At 49.2% G+C, this 17,764-nt stretch carries 19 protein-coding genes; 9 read left to right on the top strand and 10 right to left on the bottom strand.

Going from position 1 to position 17,764, the window contains the following annotated elements; all coding sequences use genetic code 11:
- Window positions 1-81 precede the first annotated feature (81 nt).
- The gene (gene artJ / locus IV04_RS01715; protein ID WP_037393903.1) at window positions 82-816 is read left to right on the top strand and encodes an arginine ABC transporter substrate-binding protein; all 735 of its coding nucleotides are present in this window, start codon (window positions 82-84) and stop codon (window positions 814-816) included.
- Between the two features lie 42 nt (window positions 817-858).
- Here artJ and rlmC read toward each other — a convergent pair whose 3' ends face one another.
- The 8 genes from rlmC to IV04_RS01755 all read right to left on the bottom strand — a co-directional run bounded on the left by rlmC (window position 859) and on the right by IV04_RS01755 (window position 8,604).
- Window positions 859-1,986: a 23S rRNA (uracil(747)-C(5))-methyltransferase RlmC gene (gene rlmC, locus IV04_RS01720; RefSeq protein ID WP_037393906.1), complete on the bottom strand. Its 1,128-nt coding sequence runs from the start codon at window positions 1,984-1,986 to the stop codon at window positions 859-861.
- Window positions 1,987-2,117: 131 nt separating this feature from the next.
- On the bottom strand, window positions 2,118-2,963 hold the full coding sequence (gene potI, locus IV04_RS01725) for a putrescine ABC transporter permease PotI (RefSeq protein WP_037393908.1): 846 nt from the start codon (window positions 2,961-2,963) through the stop codon (window positions 2,118-2,120).
- Window positions 2,960-3,922, bottom strand: a complete 963-nt coding sequence (gene potH, locus IV04_RS01730; protein ID WP_037393910.1) for a putrescine ABC transporter permease PotH — start codon at window positions 3,920-3,922, stop codon at window positions 2,960-2,962. The genes potI and potH overlap by 4 nt, the downstream gene beginning before the upstream one ends.
- Window positions 3,923-3,946: 24 nt before the next feature.
- The gene (gene potG, locus IV04_RS01735) at window positions 3,947-5,080 is read right to left on the bottom strand and encodes a putrescine ABC transporter ATP-binding subunit PotG (protein WP_037393913.1); all 1,134 of its coding nucleotides are present in this window, start codon (window positions 5,078-5,080) and stop codon (window positions 3,947-3,949) included.
- A 131-nt stretch (window positions 5,081-5,211) separates the two neighbouring features.
- A complete protein-coding gene (gene potF, locus IV04_RS01740) occupies window positions 5,212-6,321 on the bottom strand; it encodes a spermidine/putrescine ABC transporter substrate-binding protein PotF (protein WP_037393916.1) in 1,110 nt (369 codons plus the stop codon).
- Window positions 6,322-6,714: 393 nt separating this feature from the next.
- Window positions 6,715-7,194, bottom strand: coding sequence for a YbjN domain-containing protein (locus tag IV04_RS01745; RefSeq protein ID WP_037393918.1), 480 nt, complete (start codon window positions 7,192-7,194; stop codon window positions 6,715-6,717).
- Between the two features lie 149 nt (window positions 7,195-7,343).
- Window positions 7,344-8,261 (bottom strand): 30S ribosomal protein S6--L-glutamate ligase, encoded by a 918-nt coding sequence (gene rimK, locus IV04_RS01750; protein ID WP_037393920.1) that lies wholly within the window; start codon window positions 8,259-8,261, stop codon window positions 7,344-7,346.
- Window positions 8,262-8,313: 52 nt separating this feature from the next.
- A complete protein-coding gene (locus tag IV04_RS01755) occupies window positions 8,314-8,604 on the bottom strand; it encodes a YbjC family protein (protein WP_051916584.1) in 291 nt (96 codons plus the stop codon).
- 240 nt (window positions 8,605-8,844) lie between these two features.
- Here IV04_RS01755 and IV04_RS01760 point away from each other — a divergent pair, with 240 nt between their 5' ends.
- Window positions 8,845-9,108, top strand: coding sequence for a GrxA family glutaredoxin (locus IV04_RS01760; RefSeq protein ID WP_037393922.1), 264 nt, complete (start codon window positions 8,845-8,847; stop codon window positions 9,106-9,108).
- 63 nt (window positions 9,109-9,171) lie between these two features.
- On the opposite strand, the gene IV04_RS01765 is transcribed toward IV04_RS01760, so the two are convergent.
- Window positions 9,172-9,537: an inner membrane protein YbjM gene (locus tag IV04_RS01765; RefSeq protein WP_037393925.1), complete on the bottom strand. Its 366-nt coding sequence runs from the start codon at window positions 9,535-9,537 to the stop codon at window positions 9,172-9,174.
- Between the two features lie 315 nt (window positions 9,538-9,852).
- Between IV04_RS01765 and IV04_RS01770 the strand changes: the two genes are divergently transcribed.
- The 3 genes from IV04_RS01770 (at window position 9,853) to IV04_RS01780 (ending at window position 13,359) form a co-directional block, all read left to right on the top strand.
- Window positions 9,853-11,541, top strand: a complete 1,689-nt coding sequence (locus tag IV04_RS01770) for an aspartate:alanine antiporter (protein ID WP_037393928.1) — start codon at window positions 9,853-9,855, stop codon at window positions 11,539-11,541.
- 238 nt (window positions 11,542-11,779) lie between these two features.
- Window positions 11,780-12,205, top strand: coding sequence for an ASCH domain-containing protein (locus IV04_RS01775; protein WP_037393931.1), 426 nt, complete (start codon window positions 11,780-11,782; stop codon window positions 12,203-12,205).
- Between the two features lie 395 nt (window positions 12,206-12,600).
- Window positions 12,601-13,359, top strand: a complete 759-nt coding sequence (locus tag IV04_RS01780; RefSeq protein WP_037393934.1) for a hypothetical protein — start codon at window positions 12,601-12,603, stop codon at window positions 13,357-13,359.
- Between the two features lie 122 nt (window positions 13,360-13,481).
- On the opposite strand, the gene eco is transcribed toward IV04_RS01780, so the two are convergent.
- The gene (eco, locus tag IV04_RS01785) at window positions 13,482-13,997 is read right to left on the bottom strand and encodes a serine protease inhibitor ecotin (protein ID WP_037393937.1); all 516 of its coding nucleotides are present in this window, start codon (window positions 13,995-13,997) and stop codon (window positions 13,482-13,484) included.
- Between the two features lie 169 nt (window positions 13,998-14,166).
- On the opposite strand from eco, the gene IV04_RS01790 reads away from it, so the two are divergent.
- The 4 genes from IV04_RS01790 (at window position 14,167) to deoR (ending at window position 17,303) form a co-directional block, all read left to right on the top strand.
- Entirely contained in the window at window positions 14,167-14,925 is a 759-nt protein-coding gene (locus tag IV04_RS01790; RefSeq protein ID WP_037393940.1) for a phosphatase PAP2 family protein, read from the top strand.
- 6 nt (window positions 14,926-14,931) lie between these two features.
- The gene (gene ybjG / locus IV04_RS01795) at window positions 14,932-15,537 is read left to right on the top strand and encodes an undecaprenyl-diphosphate phosphatase (protein WP_037393943.1); all 606 of its coding nucleotides are present in this window, start codon (window positions 14,932-14,934) and stop codon (window positions 15,535-15,537) included.
- A 246-nt stretch (window positions 15,538-15,783) separates the two neighbouring features.
- Window positions 15,784-16,464: a deoxyribose-phosphate aldolase gene (deoC, locus tag IV04_RS01800; protein ID WP_037393946.1), complete on the top strand. Its 681-nt coding sequence runs from the start codon at window positions 15,784-15,786 to the stop codon at window positions 16,462-16,464.
- 74 nt (window positions 16,465-16,538) lie between these two features.
- Window positions 16,539-17,303 carry a DNA-binding transcriptional repressor DeoR gene (gene deoR, locus IV04_RS01805; RefSeq protein ID WP_037393949.1) on the top strand — a complete coding sequence of 255 codons (765 nt, stop codon included), beginning with the start codon at window positions 16,539-16,541 and terminating at the stop codon, window positions 17,301-17,303.
- The last annotated feature ends 461 nt before the right edge of the window (window positions 17,304-17,764 follow it).

Consider the following 17,764-nt stretch of genomic DNA (forward strand, 5'->3'; position numbering starts at 1 on the left):
GTCAGCATAGTCACCCAAAAAGCCGCCAGATAAAATCCAATGATGGCGCGATAAAAAATATTTTTGACAGGAGTTTTACGCATGAAAAAGCTATTAGTTGCCGCCGCTATCCTGGCCGGAGTTACCTTTAATGCCAGCGCCGCAGATACCATCCGTTTCGCCTCTTCAGCCACTTACCCACCGTTCGAATCTCTTGATGCTAATAACCAGATCGTCGGTTTTGATATCGATCTGGCGAAAGCCCTGTGCAAGCAGATGCAGGCAGACTGCACCTTTACCAATCAGGCATTTGACAGCCTGATCGCGGCGTTGAAATTCAAAAAGTATGACGCGGTAATCTCTGGAATGGACATCACACCAGAGCGCAGCAAGCAGGTTTCTTTCACTCAGCCATACTATGCCAACTCAGCGATCGTGATCGCCGAGAAAGGGAAGTTCAACTCGCTGGCTGATTTGAAAGGTAAAAAAGTCGGCATGGAGAACGGCACGACTCACCAGAAATACCTGCAAGACAGACATCCTGAGATCAACACCGTCTCTTATGACAGCTACCAGAATGCGGTTCTGGAACTGAAAAATGGCCGCATCGATGGGGTGTTCGGTGATACTGCGGTGGTCAACCAATGGCTGAAGACTAACCCGACGCTGGCCCCGGTGGGCGAGCATGTCACAGATGCAGCCTACTTTGGCACCGGTTTGGGTATTGCTGTACGTCCTGATAATCAGGCGCTTTTGGCTAAACTGAATGCCGCGCTGGAGGCAATCAAAGCGGATGGCACCTACAAGGCGATCAACGACAAGTGGTTCCCGCAGTAAACATCTTACATGCTTCTTAAGAGCCTGCTTGCCAGGCTCTTTTTAATTACGCACCAGCAGCGTCAGCACTTCATAATGTGCAGTGTGCGGGAACATATCAAACAGTTGAACGCGCTCAATACGGTAGTCCGCTAACATGGTGATGTCTTGCGCCATACTCTGCGCATTACAGCTCGAATAGAGAATAAATCCCGGTGCCATGCGGTTGAGATACTCACACAAGTCTTTACCAATCCCACGGCGCGGTGGATTGACCAACACCAGTTCCGGCACTTCCCCTTCTGCCGTGGCAAAACGGGTTGAATCCAGGGCCTGGAAATCAACCTGCTGCAAACCCAGCGTCTGCGCCGACTGCTTGGCACAGGCGATAGCCTCAGCGCTGATCTCAATCCCGGTCAAATGCGTTTGTGGCTGCGCACAGTGCAAACCAAAACCACCCACGCCACAAAACAGATCCCACATGCTCTCGATACCCAACGCCTGTACCCAATCGCGCGCAGTTGCATACAGAAAGCTGGCGACCTGCGGGTTAGTCTGGAAAAAACTCTGCGGACGAATATACAACGGTATCTGATTGAACTGCTCTTCCAACGCTTGCTGTTCGGTCAGTGGGATTTCGTACTCCCCTTCCATAATCGCCATATGCACTGGCTGAATATTGGCGGAAATCACCTGCAACTGCGGCAACTGCTGCTGTAGCCAAGGCAAAGCCGCACGCAACTGCGCCACCTTGCTCTCTGAGCGCAGTACAAAGCGCAACATCATGCCGCCATTATAAGTGCTTTCGGTCAGCAGCAGATATTTCAGTTCACCGCGTTTGCGCGCTACGTTGTAAGGCGTCAACCCAGCGCGGGCAATAAAGCTTTTTAATAAGCTGAATACCGGTGTAAAGCTGGCGGGATAAAGTGGACAGGCGCACAAATCAACCGTTGAGCCATCACGGTGCAACATCCCCAAGAGCGGGCGTTCAACACTGCCGCTCACCACCATTTTGGCCTTGTTGCGAAATGCACTTTGCTCACCAGCAACCAGCTCTAACCACTGCGCAACCGGGCGTTCAGCCAGTAGCGATTGGAGGTGATGCTGTTTTTCAGCCAGTTGCTGCGAATAGGGCTTTTCCAGCCACTGGCAGGAACGGCAAGTGCTTGCCGAGTACAAAGCGCAATGCATGAATGTTAACCGTGAAATCAGGGTGACCAATGAGGGCGCAGATTGTAACACTGTCTGGCTGCAAAAACTTATCTGTAACCGGTGAAAAAGCGCCGCCAGAACACGCGGCGCGTTGAGTCAGGTTAATGCTATCAACCGCGAGCCGCCCTTTGCAGCTCGCGCGCACGCTGTTTCTCTGCGCGTGCCATAAACCACCAGGCAATAAAACCGAGAACACCAACAACCAACAGGATCAGCGTCGCCAAGGCGTTAATTTCCGGGTTGACCCCCATCCGCACGCTGGAGAACACCAGCATCGGCAACGTAGTGGCCCCTGGCCCGGCAACAAAGCTGGCAATCACCAAATCATCCAGCGACAGGGTAAACGCCAGCATCCAGCCAGAAAGCAAGGCTGGAGCAATCATCGGCAGCGTGATCACAAAAAACACTTTCAGCGGCGTAGCGCCCAAATCCATCGCGGCTTCTTCAATCGATCTATCCAGCTCACGCAAGCGCGAACTGATCACCACCGAAACATAAGCGGTACAGAAAGTCACGTGCGCCAACCAGATAGTGAACATACCGCGTTCCGACGGCCAGCCGAAAGCATGCCCCATAGCCACAAACAGCAGCAGCAACGAAAGGCCAGTAATCACATCCGGCATAACCAGCGGTGCCGTCAGCATAAAGGCGAAGCCGGTTGAACCACGGAAACGACCAAAGCGCACCATTACCACAGCCGCAATGGTGCCAAGGATCACCGCCGCCGTAGCCGACGCCGCCGCGATGGTCAGACTCAATCCAACGGCTCTGATCATCGCCGAATCATTAAATAGCTCGACGTACCAACGGACTGACCACCCTGCCCATACGGTTACCAGCTTTGAGCTGTTAAACGAGTAAATCACCAGCATCAGCATTGGCGCATACAGGAAGGTGAAACCCAGCACCAGAATGGCAATACGCCATGGTGAACGCACGACCGGTAAGTTATTCATCCCTGGCCTCCCATTTCCTTGTTCTGGTGCTTGTGGAACCAGATAATCGGCACAATCAACAGTAACAGCATGATCGTGGCCACCGCAGAGGCCACTGGCCAATCACGGTTATTGAAGAATTCCTGCCACAGGACACGGCCAATCATGATGCTATCAGGCCCACCGAGCAGTTCCGGGATCACAAACTCGCCCACCGCCGGGATAAATACCAGCATCGAACCCGCGATAATGCCGCCGCGCGTCAATGGCACAATCACGCTGAAAAGGGTTTTCAGCGGTTTGGCACCGAGATCCAGCGAAGCTTCCACCAGCGAATAATCGAGACGGATCAATGCGGTATAGATCGGCAACACCATAAACGGCAGATAGGAATAAACCACGCCGATATACACCGCCAGATTGGTATGCAAGATCACCAATGGCTGATCGATCACGCCTAACCACATCAGAAAATTATTCAGCACGCCGTTGTTCTTCAGGATCCCCATCCAGGCATACACGCGGATCAGGAACGATGTCCAAGAGGGTAGAATCACCAGCAACAGCAGGATGTTACGCGTTGAAGGCTTGCTGTGCGCCACCGCCCACGCCAGCGGATAACCGATTGCCAGGCAGCACAGCGTAGAAATCGCCGCAATCTGCAAAGATTGCAGATAGGCGTCAATGTACAGTGGATCCTCAACCAGTTGCAGGTAGTTGGCAAAATTCAACGCAATATCGAGCTTGCCCTCTGCCCAAGTCATCAGATCGGTATAAGGTGGCACTGCCAGCGCCAGTTCCGACAGGCTGATCTTGAAGACGATCAGGAATGGCAACATAAACAACAGCACCAGCCACAGGTACGGCAGCGCGATCACCAGTTTGCGGCCATGAGCCATCTGCAAACGCTGGATGAACGCTTTTATCGCACCGGGCGTGCGGGCTGGGGGTTCCGGCGTACGTTCAGAAAGCAATGTCATAATGGTTACTCCTCACCTTCTCAACTACACCGTCAAGACCACACAGCTATCGGTTTCCCAACACAGGCGCACTTCATCACCCCAGGTTGGCATTCCGCGACGGAAGCGGTGACCATTTTGCAACTGAGCACTGATCATTTGCCCGCTGAGTAATTTCACATGGTAGATCGACAGATCGCCCAGGTAGGCAATATTCACCACTTCGCCAACCGCAAAGTTGCAACCGTCTTCCGGCAGATCTTCACACAGCATGATTTTTTCTGGGCGCAGCGCCACTTGGATCGGCACGCCATCGACAACAGAAGCATCGGGATCCACTTTCAACGCATGGCGCAAACCAGGGCTTTGCAGGATCAGGGCATCGTCCCGCCGCTCTTGCAACACGCAGTCAAACACGTTAACGGAGCCGATAAATTCAGCGCTGAAACGGCAGTTCGGGTGTTCATAAATCTCTTCCGGCTCACCAATTTGCACGAACTTCCCACGATTCATGATGGCAATACGCCCCGCCATAGTCATCGCTTCTTCCTGATCGTGGGTGACCATGACACAGGTCACGCCTACGCGCTCCAGGATATCCACCACCTCGAGCTGCATACGATCACGTAGCTTTTTATCCAACGCCCCCATCGGTTCATCCAGCAACAACAGTTTTGGCCGCTTAGCCAAACTGCGAGCCAACGCCACGCGCTGACGCTGACCACCAGAAAGCTGGTGCGGTTTACGCTTTGCGTATTCCTGCATATGCACCAGAGAAAGCATCTCCGTTACGCGATCGTTGATTTCCGCACGTGGCATTTTGTCTTGCTTGAGGCCAAAAGCGATATTTTGCTCCACGGTCATATGCGGAAATAGCGCATAAGACTGGAACATCATGTTCACCGGGCGCTGGTACGGCGGTACGTGGGACAGATCCTGTCCATCAAGAACAATCTGCCCAGCCGTGGGCTGTTCAAAGCCAGCCAACATGCGCAATAGCGTGGATTTTCCGCAACCGGAAGGGCCGAGCAGTGCAAATATTTCGCCTTTGTAGATCGTCAGGCTCACGTCTTCGACTGCATTCTGGCCATCAAAGGTTTTGGTGAGGTTGCGAATTTCCAGCAGAGGGGTGAATACCTTCTGCGATTTGGCTTGAGGACGGGGAATAACGTCGTTCAATCGGGGTGCTCTCCGGATAAAGCAGTACAGATAACCACGGTGATGACCATGGCCCAAAATGGCAAAGCAGGCGGTTAGCTCCCGCCTGCTGGTCAGATAATATCAAGCCCTATCTGCAGAGCTGTTAAATATTACTTCCCGCTTTTAACTTTAGTCCAAGCGCGGGTAATAACACGGTCAACTTTCGGCGACTGTACGTTCAAAGCAAACAGCTTGGCACGAATATCCGCAGGTGGATAAATGTTCGGATTATCGCGCACCTCGGCATTGACCAGCGGAGTAGCTTCATTCACCGCGTTGGCATAAAAGACGTGGTTACTGATGTCGGCAATAATTTCCGGCTTCAGCAGAAAGTTCAGGAATTGGTAAGCCGCCTCTTTGTTTTTCGCATCTGCTGGCATCGCAAACATGTCAAAATAAGCCAGCGCCCCTTCTTTCGGAATGGTATAGGCCACATTGACACCGTTCTTCGCTTCTTTGGCGCGGTTGGCCGCCTGCATGACGTCACCGGACCAGCCGATAGCCACGCAGATATCGCCGTTCGCCAGATCGTTAATGTACTGCGAAGAGTGGAAATAGCGGATATTCGGGCGCAGCTTCATCAGCAAATCGTTCGCTGCTCCGGTGTAATCTTCCGCATTGGTACTGTTTGGATCTTTGCCCAGGTAGTGCAATATGCTGGCATACACTTCACTTGGCGCATCCAGGAACGACACGCCGCAGCTTTTGAGTTTTTCCAGGTTTTCTGGCTTGAGGATCAGATCCCAGCTATCAACTGGCGCATCTTTACCCAATACAGCTTTCACCTTGTCGACGTTATAACCGATGCCGGTCGTTACCATCATATAAGGGATGCCGTATTTGTTGTCTTTGTCGTTATTAGCCACCAATTTCAGCATCTCAGGATCGAGATTTTTGTAATTGGGTATCTTGCTCTTATCCAGTGCTTCAAAAATACCGGCCTTGGACTGGCGCTCAAGGAAATTGGACGAAGGCACCACCAAGTCATAGCCAGTACTGCCCGCCATCAGTTTGCCTTCCAACACTTCGTTGGAGTCGAAGACGTCATACACCACTTTAATACCAGTTTCTTTCTGGAATTTAGCGAGGGTATCCGGCGCAATATAGTCGGACCAATTGTAGATGTGCAGCGTATTTTCCGCAGCTGACGTTGTGGCAGAAACAGCCATCAGCAAACCGGCGACAACACCCGATAACCACTTTTTACGTTGGTTGACCATCCGTAACTTCCTCCAAAAACAAGGGGTAAATTTGTATCCTGAATTGATACAAAACCTTCAACTCATCGAGCACAATCGTTATGGCTATGAATGAATGGCTATCCAATTGATTATTTGCATTTTTTATCTGCTCAACCTGCGTACTCATCATAGAGAAATACAAGCCCTAACAGAATCAGCAGCATAACCGGAGTTGCCAGGGTGTACCAGCCTTCAGAGTAAAAAACGCCTTTTCACGATTTTTTATGTAGCAGTTCTTTATGTGCTACGCCAATTGCGGTAAAAACAGCGATAAATATGTGGCCATAAAGAGAAAATGCAGAATATTTTATTGCGGAGGTTATCAGTGGCAGCATGCCGCAGGAGCTACGGCATGCATAACGTACAGAGGGATCAATGCAACATTGGCTGGCGGGCAGCGGTAGCCGGGTTATCTTCTTCGTCACCCATAAACAGCAGATCATTCGCCCTGGCTTCCAGGATAACCATCGAGATCTGATCTTCCCCCTGCTGCATAAAATGAGCAAACTGTTCGTAAGCCACGCCAACGGCAATGCTCAGCGACTGGCAGACAATCAGTTTTGGCAGATTATCATCCTGAATATCGACAAATGCCTTGATCGTCAGTGAACTGGCATTGATCTGGCTCAGATCGGCCACTAAAGGGATCAATGCCGTCGGTTTTACCTCAGCCAACGCAGAGAACAGAACCACATCATCGACCAGATCAATTTTGGCATCAAACACGCCTTCGAAGTTTTGCATATGCGGCAAGTGCAGCGCCTGGCAAGAGTCACATTCAAAGAATGAGATACCCAGTTGATCCAGCCAACGTCGTAATAACGCCAAATCGGGGACGATGAGTGAATCCATTTGTAGCCAGCCTCACAATGTTCAAAAACGTGAAAAGGCGCATAGCTTACGGAATATTCAATCGATATACCACGATCAAAGGCACTAAATTCGTTAATCAGATAATTACGAACGATGCAATACAAAATATTACTAGGTAAAAAAGGGAGTTACCGCCTCTGAGCTCCCCCTCCTGACTTCAGCCGAAAACCAGGCTTACCACATTGCTCGATGTACTCAATCATCATTTCGGCAATATCCAGCCCTGTGGTGGTTTCTACCCCTTCTAGCCCCGGCGAGGCGTTCACCTCCATCACCAAAGGCCCGCGTTCAGCGCGTAAAATATCGACACCGGCTACGTCCAGCCCGAGCGTTGCAGCAGCTTTGATCGCCGTAGCACGTTCTTTGCCAGTAATATGCACTTTGCGCGCCGTGCCCCCGCGATGCAGGTTTGAACGAAATTCACCGGGTTTGGCCTGCCGTTCAATCGCTGCCACCACTCGCCCGCCCACCACCAGACAACGGATATCGCTGCCTTGCGCCTCGCGAATATATTCCTGCACCAGAATATGGGCATTCAGGCCACGGAACGCATCAATCACGCTCTCTGCTGCCTGACGGGTTTCCGCCAGTACCACGCCAATCCCCTGAGTGCCTTCTACCAGTTTCACAACCAACGGGGCCCCACCCACCAGCTCGATCAAATCGCCCGTATCATCCGGTGAATGGGCAAAACCGGTGATTGGCAAATCGATTCCCTGACGCGCCAACAGCTGCAGTGAGTGCAGCTTGTCGCGCGCGCGGGTGACAGCAATGGATTCATTCAACGGGAAGCTGCCAAGCAACTCAAACTGGCGCAGCACGGCGGTACCATAAAAGGTAATCGCTGAGCCGATACGCGGGATCACCGCATCATAGCGCTCCAATTGGCGACCACGATAGTGAATGGTCGGTGCTGCCGGATTGATATTCATATAGCAAGAGAGCGGATCGATAATGTCGATACTGTGCCCGCGTTGTTCTGCCGCTGCTCGCAGCCGTTTGCATGAATACAATGAACCATCACGCGAAAGAATGGCAATTTTCACTCGTCACCCCGGACGTTATCACCTGCGCAGGCAGGCACACCCATAGCCACAGTTATTCCTGCGAGCCGTGGTCATTTTTATCGGCTGTTGGCGTTTTCTTCGGTGGTTGGCGATCGCGCAATAACGGGCTGAATCCCTGCGCCACACGCCAGACCAGGCACGCCGCAGCCGGAACCATCAACGCCACACCAAGAAAGATCATACCCACTGCGATCTGTTGCGAAGCCAACATACCGGGTAAACGCACGTAGTCATTAATACTCAGGTAAGCCAGCACCAATAACACCATGCCAACACCCTCAAGCACTAACACCGAGCGCGATAAGTCACCGAATGAACGCATATTTTCCTCTCCCAACTTGCTGTGCTCAGTGTAGTGAATTCCCCGCTGCTGCAACAGCCTTAATGATTAATTGGTTCTGCGAATCAAACCAACAGGCAGAGTCTGCTTTTTTTTGCCTGTGGCAACGGGCATAGTAGGGAGTAATATCGTGAATGATCGCGCTCCTGGGGTCTTTTTATGACGGATGGAGTGTCGTTACAATAGCGGTCAATAATTTGAATAACAGACTAGGAGTGTGACATGTTTGCTGTAATCTTCGGCCGTCCAGGCTGCCCTTACTGTGTCCGTGCGAAAGAATTGGCAGAAAAGTTGACAGAAGAGCGCGATGACTTCAACTTCCGCTATGTTGATATCCACGCTGAAGGTATTTCGAAAGCCGATCTGGAAAAAACGGTCGGTAAACCGGTAGAAACCGTGCCACAGATTTTTATTGATGAAAAACACATTGGCGGCTACACCGATTTCGAAGCTTATGCCAAAGAAAATCTGAGCCTATTCCAGTAACCCTTTACTGTGAAACCGTCAAAAGGCACCTCTGGGTGCCTTTTGACTTATTACTATCCCCCACTACTGCAATGCATTCCCAACAGCACGGATAAATAAATACAACATTGCGCCAAAGGTGTACCAGAACACGGCACTGATGGTATACGCCAGTTCCTGCCAGAGTGAATAGCCGGGTGTCAGCCAGAAATAGTGGATAAACAAGCAAAGAGGCACCGCATAGAGCGCACCGAGCAGTGGGCACAGAATACGTTTCTTGCTCGATAGATAGCTGGCAAGCGCACCAGGGATCACAAACAGCAACAACCCCGTTTCACCATGATGAGTAGATTCTGAACCACTGAAAAAACCGCCCTTCTGCCCCAGAAAAATCAGGCTGAACAGCAGAAAACTGGCAAAAATACCCAACCAGTAACGATGGCTGGTCATATAGGTCTCCTCTTTAGCGATGTCACCACTGGCTTCATCGTAAAAACAGTCTTATCACAGCGGCTGTGATGAGTAGCCAAAACTGGCTGAACTTTTCCTTGGTTATTAAAGAGGGTTAAATGTATCGGGTAGCGCGTGCTTTATGCTGGCTGTCGCGTGTCATAGAGACTAGAATAAGCGCCGCCGATCGATGGTCTGCATTGCCTTCCGCTGGTTAACTGTTCTATAAGTTTTTATCCCTATATTCTATGGGTAAATTTATATCTTATAGTTTTATACATCAAGAATTTACTGGTAAACAATAAGTTATCCCAAGTGAACATAAACGTCGCTAGTTTGTTAAGCGGTAACTATATCCTGTTACTGTTTGTAGTCCTCGCCCTGGGGCTCTGCCTCGGAAAAATCCGTCTGGGTTCCGTTCAACTCGGTAATTCCATTGGCGTTTTAGTGGTGTCGCTGTTACTCGGCCAGCAACATTTCGCTATTAATACCGAAGCGCTGAACCTCGGTTTTATGCTGTTTATCTTTTGTGTTGGCGTTGAAGCTGGCCCGAACTTTTTCTCAATCTTTTTCCGCGACGGCAAAAACTATTTTATGCTGGCGCTGGTCATGGTCGGTTCAGCGATGGTGCTTGCCCTCGGTCTTGGCAAACTGTTCCAATGGGATATCGGCCTCACTGCAGGTATGCTCGCCGGTTCAATGACCTCCACACCCGTGCTGGTAGGGGCTGGCGATACGTTGCGGAACACCATCACCAACGGCCCGGCGTTGCTGGTGGCCCAGGATCATCTGAGCCTGGGCTATGCACTGACTTACTTGATTGGTTTGGTGAGCCTGATTTTTGGTGCACGCTACCTGCCAAAACTACAGCACCAGGATCTTTCGACCTCAGCCCAGCAGATCGCCCGCGAACGTGGCCTGGATACCGACAGCCAACGCAAAGTCTATCTGCCGGTGATCCGCGCTTATCGCGTCGGTCAGGAACTGGTGGCCTGGGCTGATGGCAAAAACCTGCGTGAACTCGGTATTTATCGCCAGACCGGCTGTTATATCGAACGTATTCGCCGCAACGGTATTTTGGCCAACCCAGACGGTGACGCCGTGTTACAGGTCGGGGACGAGATCTCGTTGGTGGGTTACCCCGATGCCCATGCACGCCTCGATCCCAGCTTCCGTAACGGTAAAGAGGTGTTCGACCGCGATCTGTTGGATATGCGTATTGTGACCGAAGAGATCGTGGTTAAAAACAGTAATGCCGTGGGTAAACGCCTGAGTCAGTTGAAACTGACCGATCACGGCTGCTTCCTCAATCGCGTGATCCGCAGCCAGATTGAAATGCCGATTGATGACAGCATTGTCCTGAACAAAGGCGACGTCTTGCAGGTCAGCGGCGACGCACGCCGCGTGAAGAGCGTGGCAGAGAAGATTGGCTTTATCTCGATTCATAGCCAGGTTACCGATCTGTTGGCATTTTGCGCCTTTTTTATTATCGGTTTACTGATTGGGCAAATCACCATCCAGTTCAGCAACTTTTCATTCGGTATCGGTAATGCCGCAGGTCTGCTGATGTCCGGCATTATGCTGGGTTTCCTGCGTGCCAACCATCCCACGTTCGGCTACATCCCGCAGGGTGCGCTCAATATGGTGAAAGAATTTGGCCTGATGGTATTTATGGCGGGTGTTGGCCTGAGTGCTGGTGCAGGCATTGGTAATAGCCTGGGTGCCGTTGGTGGGCAGATGCTGATTGCCGGTTTAATCGTCAGCCTGGTCCCGGTGATTATCTGTTTCCTGTTTGGCGCCTACATTCTGCGCATGAACCGTGCCTTGCTGTTCGGAGCCATTATGGGAGCGCGTACCTGTGCCCCAGCAATGGAAATCATCAGCGATACCGCGCGCAGTAATATCCCTGCGCTGGGATATGCCGGAACCTACGCTATCGCTAACGTATTGTTAACTCTGGCAGGTTCGCTGATTGTGGTGGTCTGGCCAGGGATATGGGGATGATGTATTAGCGAGAGGAGTCATTTCGAAGAAAATATTTTCGTTTTTTTTATCGGCAGCCAGAACTTTTCGATCCGCCGATAGTCTGAATTAGTGCCACTGCTTTTCTTTGATGTCCCCAATTTGTGGAGCCCGTTAGTCCCGCCGTTTTAGGTTCAAGACTAGCGGGTTTTTTATTGCCTGAATTCTAGTAATTTTAAAAAAACATACAATAAATTGTCCCCTCGAAAAGGATCCTCAAATGTCTGTATCTGCACAGGTTGCTATTGATCGTTTAACAGTAAAATACCCACACGCCGTATCTTGGGCGTTTGGCGATTCACCAGAGCTTGCCGATGAACTTGTCGCATTAGTCATTCAAGGTAAAAAAACCGCTAGTTGTGGTTCCTTAAATTCCTTTGAACAAGAAGATGTATCTCCTTCAATCGGTGGCTACAGTATCATTCTGAATGGTATCGGCCAGCCCGTTTGCGTCATCAGAACTCTTGCCCTACGCATTGTTCGGTTCTCTGAGGTTACCGAAGAACAGGCAAGTAAAGAAGGTGAAGGCGATTTAAGCCTGAATTACTGGAGAGCCGCTCACCAGGCCTTTTTCGCACGTGAAGGGACTTACACTGAGCACATGGAGCTCGTCTTTGAAGAGTTCCAGCTTGTCGAAGTCTTGTAAGGCAACTTTAGTTTCAGCCCCAAAGCAACCCAAACAGGGTTGCTCCCATCACAAAAACATAAAAAAATCTAATGAATAAATTTGAATTTCCAGATAAACATTATGAATAGCAATAAACTGCTATTGCAATAATGAATATAACTCTTTTTTATTACTCGACACTATTTAAAAGCAATCACTTATTAAATAGCAGAATAACCAATTGAATTCACAACATAGCCAGAAAAATAGTGAAATGTGCTGTTGAAAAAACACTATTGTTAGAGAGGAGTCACCATATGATACCGCTCCATAAAGACAAGTAACAATTTCTATGCTTTTTGGGGAAAAGACTTATCAAACTCTATGTAATTTTATATGATCAATATTAACACTCATTAACGAGAGGATTAGTAATGCTTGATTCTTTCACAATAAGTGAAAGTAAAGATTTGTTAATGCTTTTACTTATTTGCCTGCTACTCATTAGAATGGGAGCCTTTACATTTCTGTTTAAAGTAATATCGGGCGTAGGTTTCCGTAGCGAAAAGTTAAAAACACAGAGCAACCACTCCTTTGAAACGCAAATTTACCGGCTATTAAAAGGGATCAATGTTACATCCATAGACGATGCAAAGTTGATTGAAGAGAACATTAAAAAAGGCAGATTTATACGCACGTCCTTTTGGTTTAGCGGTTTCTTTGGCCCTATGGGGCATAAAAACTTCATCGGTTTTGATTTCATTCTGGTTAGTTTTATTTTTGCCTTCAGTGCTATTTATGGCGTTAACTTAATAACTGATACACTTCTAAATTATAAAAATGGATACGCCACCTTTAGTCAGCAGGGTAACAAAATTTATGTCTCCCCTGAAAATATATACAATAAAAACTCAGGTATATTAATAGATAAAACACATTGTGCTCAGTATCAAAGCTCTCTTCCGCAAATTTATGATGATGCATGTGGTTATGTCACCTCAACATCAAAAACAAAAGTCAAAACACTACTCAAGGCAATAGAAAATGAAAGAAACAAAGCTATTGACTCTATAATCACAGGATTATGCTTCCTCGCTGTCTCTACAATGCTATTTCTCGGATTTATTATATTCAACTCTTTAAATAAAGAGATCTGCAATATAAAAAGTAGCATTAAAAATGATGGTACTTAGGGGATATACATTATGCTGTCGGCAGACCAAAACTTATCTCTGTGTTTCAAGCAATGCAATCTGCCGGTCAACGCTGACTGGCAGATTGCATTGATGAAAAATACTTGGCTATCTGCTGGCACTTATTTCTCTACGGCACGCCCGATAGACTCGCTGGCAGACCAGATGCGGTAACGTACTTCAACATCTTTAGGCACGTAAACCACGATCGGTAACCTGCTGTTATAACGCTGCATCGCTGCGTCTCCTAAATGAGCAGCAATAAATTCCTGTCGTTTACTGTTATCCGGGCAGGCCATCATTGTGGAAGCCGGTGCTGAAAGCTTTTCCAACACCAGATAGTTATAACCCCAACCGTCCAACGTTCTGCTTTCTAAAGTGCCCCCCATCATATGGCGGTTACAATCCACGCTGAGCGTTTTACCGATCAGTAATTCCACTTTGAAATTCTGTTCATTTTCCTGTTTCGGCAAATAAATCACCTGTCGGGTCATCCCCTTCTCTGCTTTTGGGAATGGGGCAACCTTTTCCAACGGTTGCAGGCTGAGATCGTCATTTTCACCAGTTGTCGTTGCAGCAACCACGCTGACAGAAGCCATCACCAGCAGGCTAGAAAACACGAGAGAAAGTTTGTTCATTTTTTATCCCTATGATTTATGGCGTCATAACAATGTACGCTAGCACAGTGTAAACCACCTAATTATAGGTTAAATCTGGATATCCTCTTCCTTACCGATAGCCAACTGCATAACCCACTAAGGTTTTCTTAAGACGGAATGATTACAGTAGTATTATTCGTTACCGTAAATGCGCTACGGCAAGCACTCACCGAAGCTAGCGGAATATTCATTAAATCAATCCTCAACAGCCATGCAAATTAAGAATGATATGCTTTACACACTGCCAGCATCCTTTTACCGTTGGCAGGTTTTTGGGCTGCTTGTCAGCGGATTGCTGTTTGTCTGGCTGTCACGCAATGAGCAACTGGACTGGACAATCAGCAATTACTGGTTCGACACCGCAAGCCAGAGTTTCCCATGGCAGAACAATGACTGGTTGGATCTGATCAATCATCGCTTGTTGAAGCTCGTGGTGATCATCTGTACGGTACTGGCGCTTTTTTGGGGTATATACCGCCGTAATCCGCGTTTGATCGTCACCATGTTGTTGATTGGTATCGGGCCATTAGTCGTCGGTATGTTAAAAGCGGTGAGCGCCCATTCCTGCCCGTGGGATCTGCTGGAGTATGGTGGCAAAGCGATGTCGTTCCCCCTGTTTGGCAGTACGCCTGCTTTCCCAGGGCCAGGCCGTTGTTTCCCCGGCGGCCATGCATCCAGCGGTTTTGCTCTGATGGCATTGTTTTTTCTGTTTTACCCGCAACGTCCGCACCTTGCTTATTGGTGCTGGATAGGCGGTATCGCCTGCGGCATGTTGATGGGATTTGGTCAGATCATGCGTGGGGCACATTTTCTTTCCCATAACCTGTGGGCCGGGTGGTGGGTCTGGTTCAGCCAACTGGCTGTTTATTGGTGGGTTAGCAGTTATTGCAGCCGTAAGACGAGGTAATGCATCATGGAGCAACTAAACTATCTGCTTTTCGCCTGGATCAATGCCACCCCGGCCAGTCCGGAATGGTTGATCGATCTCGCCACATTTTTCGCTCGGGATCTGATCGCCATTATCCCATTACTGATTGTCGGTTTGTGGTTCTGGGGGCCACGGCAGCAGCTATCCGCTCAGCGAGAAGTGGTGACTAAGGCGACAATTGCGCTGTTATTTGCCATGAGTGCCGCAAGCGCTATCGGTATGTTGCTACCGCATGAACGGCCATTTGCGATCGGTGTTGGCTATACCTTCCTGGCACATGCGCCAGACAGTTCTTTCCCCAGCGATCACGGTACCGCCATCTTTACTTTTGCACTGGCGTTTTTATGCTGGCACCGCGCCTGGTCTGGCCTTCTGCTGATGACAGCCGCTGTTGCCATTGCCTGGTCACGGGTATTTCTTGGCGTCCATTGGCCGTTGGATATGGTCGGTGGTTTCCTGGTGGGCCTTGTCGGCTGTCTATTTGCACAGTTGGTCTGGAATCTGTTTGGTGAAACGATCGCCTATTTGCTGACCCGCCTGTATCACTTCCTGTTTGCTTTCCCGATCCGCAAAGGATGGGTGAAAGAGTAGTATCAAGCCTCCGCAGGCAGGGCATAGGCTCTGCCTGTTTCAGTTTTCCCCCAATACCCACCATCGCTCGGCCCTTGGGCCGCAACGTTACCCTACTTTGCCACCTCAATGTTATTTAAATAACATTTATTGCTGAGCATCTTGCAAACTCTCTTTAAAACCTAGTAGTAACAGCTATCAATCAGCAATTCTCAATGTTAGGATAATTACATTCAATTATATTGTAACGACCTGAGAGGAAGCACTATGACCGCTGAACAGATTGATTATGCACGTTATATTGACCACACCCTGCTGGCGATGGATGCCAGCGAAAGCCAAATAGCCAAATTGTGCGAAGAAGCACAGTTGCATAATTTTTATGCGGTGTGCGTTAACTCCGGCTATGTCCCATTGGCAGCACACCTATTGCAGGAAAGCGAAGTTAAAGTCTGTTCAGTTATCGGTTTCCCACTGGGTGCGAGCCTGACCGTCGTCAAAGCGTTCGAAGCTAAAGCCGCCATCGCGGCTGGTGCACAGGAGATCGATATGGTGATCAACGTCGGTTGGCTGAAAAGCGGGCTGCTGGATGAAGTACGAGCAGATATCGCCGCCGTACGCGAGGTTTGTGCCGCCATTCCACTGAAAGTCATCCTGGAAACCTGCCTGCTCAGCGATGCTCAAATTACCCAAGTTTGTGAGATGTGTCGCGAGCTTGACGTCGCCTTCGTTAAAACATCCACAGGCTTCAGCACGGGTGGCGCACGCGAAGAGCACGTCAAACTGATGCGTGCCACCGTGGGCAGTGAGATGGGGGTTAAAGCCTCCGGAGCAGTACGCGATCGCGCTACTGCCGGGAAAATGATCGCCGCAGGTGCAACACGCATCGGCACCAGTTCAGGCGTAGCAATTGTTTCTGGCGACAACGCGGCAGCCGGTAACTACTGAATATCGACGTAATTTACTTGATGTGGGGTGACGCTACTTATGCACCCCGCTTTGTTGCGCGAACAGGAGACTAGATGGAAAAGCGGCGTGAAGATCGTATCAACCGGTTAATTCAGGCATTAAAGCGTTCTGACAAGATCCATCTGAAAGAAGCTTCCGCATTGTTAGGCGTCTCGGAAATGACCATTCGCCGCGATCTCAATGCAGAACCTGCCGCCGTAATTTTACTGGGGGGTTATGTGGTGGCAGAGCCGCATAGCAATGGCGTTACCCATTATTTTGTCTCTGACCAACAGGCTAAACAGGTGGCAGAGAAACAGCGCATTGGTCTGCTGTCAGCAGCTTTGATTAAAGAGAACGACACTGTATTTTTTGACTGCGGCACCACCACCCCAGCGATTATTAACGCCATTGCCGACGAGCTCACGTTCACTGCGGTCTGCCATTCACTCAATACTTTTCTGGCATTGCAGCATAAGCCCAACTGCAAAGTGATCCTGTGCGGTGGCGAGTTCAAGCCGAATAACTGCATATTCACCGCCGTTGGCCAACATAATGAACTCGATCACATCTGCCCCAACATCGCTTTTATCTCTGCGGCTGGTCTGACCCTGCAACAGGGGGCTACCTGTTTTAACTTTGACGAACTGGAAATGAAGCACAAGGCGATGCACATGGCGCAACAAAAAATTCTGGTGGTGGATCACAGCAAATTTGGTCAGGTCAAACCGGTCTGCATCGGTCCATTGGCGCAGTTTGACCGGATCATTACCGATCGCCAACCTGAACATGAGTTCACCAAATTCTGCAATGAGCAGGCGATCGCCATCCGATTTTAACTTGCATGTTGCGATTGGCGGTACAAATTATCAGCAATCAAACCTGAGAAATGGCTTATTAGCAGTAAAAAGAGGTTAATGAGTTGCAACAACTCGCTCAAGTTATTATTTCCTCCGAAATAAAACTGCCGCTAATTACGCAGGAGTACGAATATTATAAATCTGATTTGCACGGCAAAATCTGCCCCACTAACTTGCGCAAAATATCGGCAGCAATATTTATTAATATGATAATTAAATATCCGCTAGCGGTTCCAACTATCGACGCTAAAGATCAGTCCTCCCCTCATTAACCGCCTAATAAACAAAAAATTAAACTTATAACACCAGCGGTCAAAACTCTTTCACCATAATGGAAATGGTTTTCAGCCAAGTTCAAATATCTCACTGATACATATTGCCAATCAGGAGTAAAAAACCAGTCTTTTATCTGGGTAAAATAGTGAAACCCCATTTAACTG

Origin of the sequence: Serratia sp. Ag1 (assembly GCF_000743355.1) — a bacterium.
Taxonomy (GTDB): domain Bacteria; phylum Pseudomonadota; class Gammaproteobacteria; order Enterobacterales; family Enterobacteriaceae; genus Chania.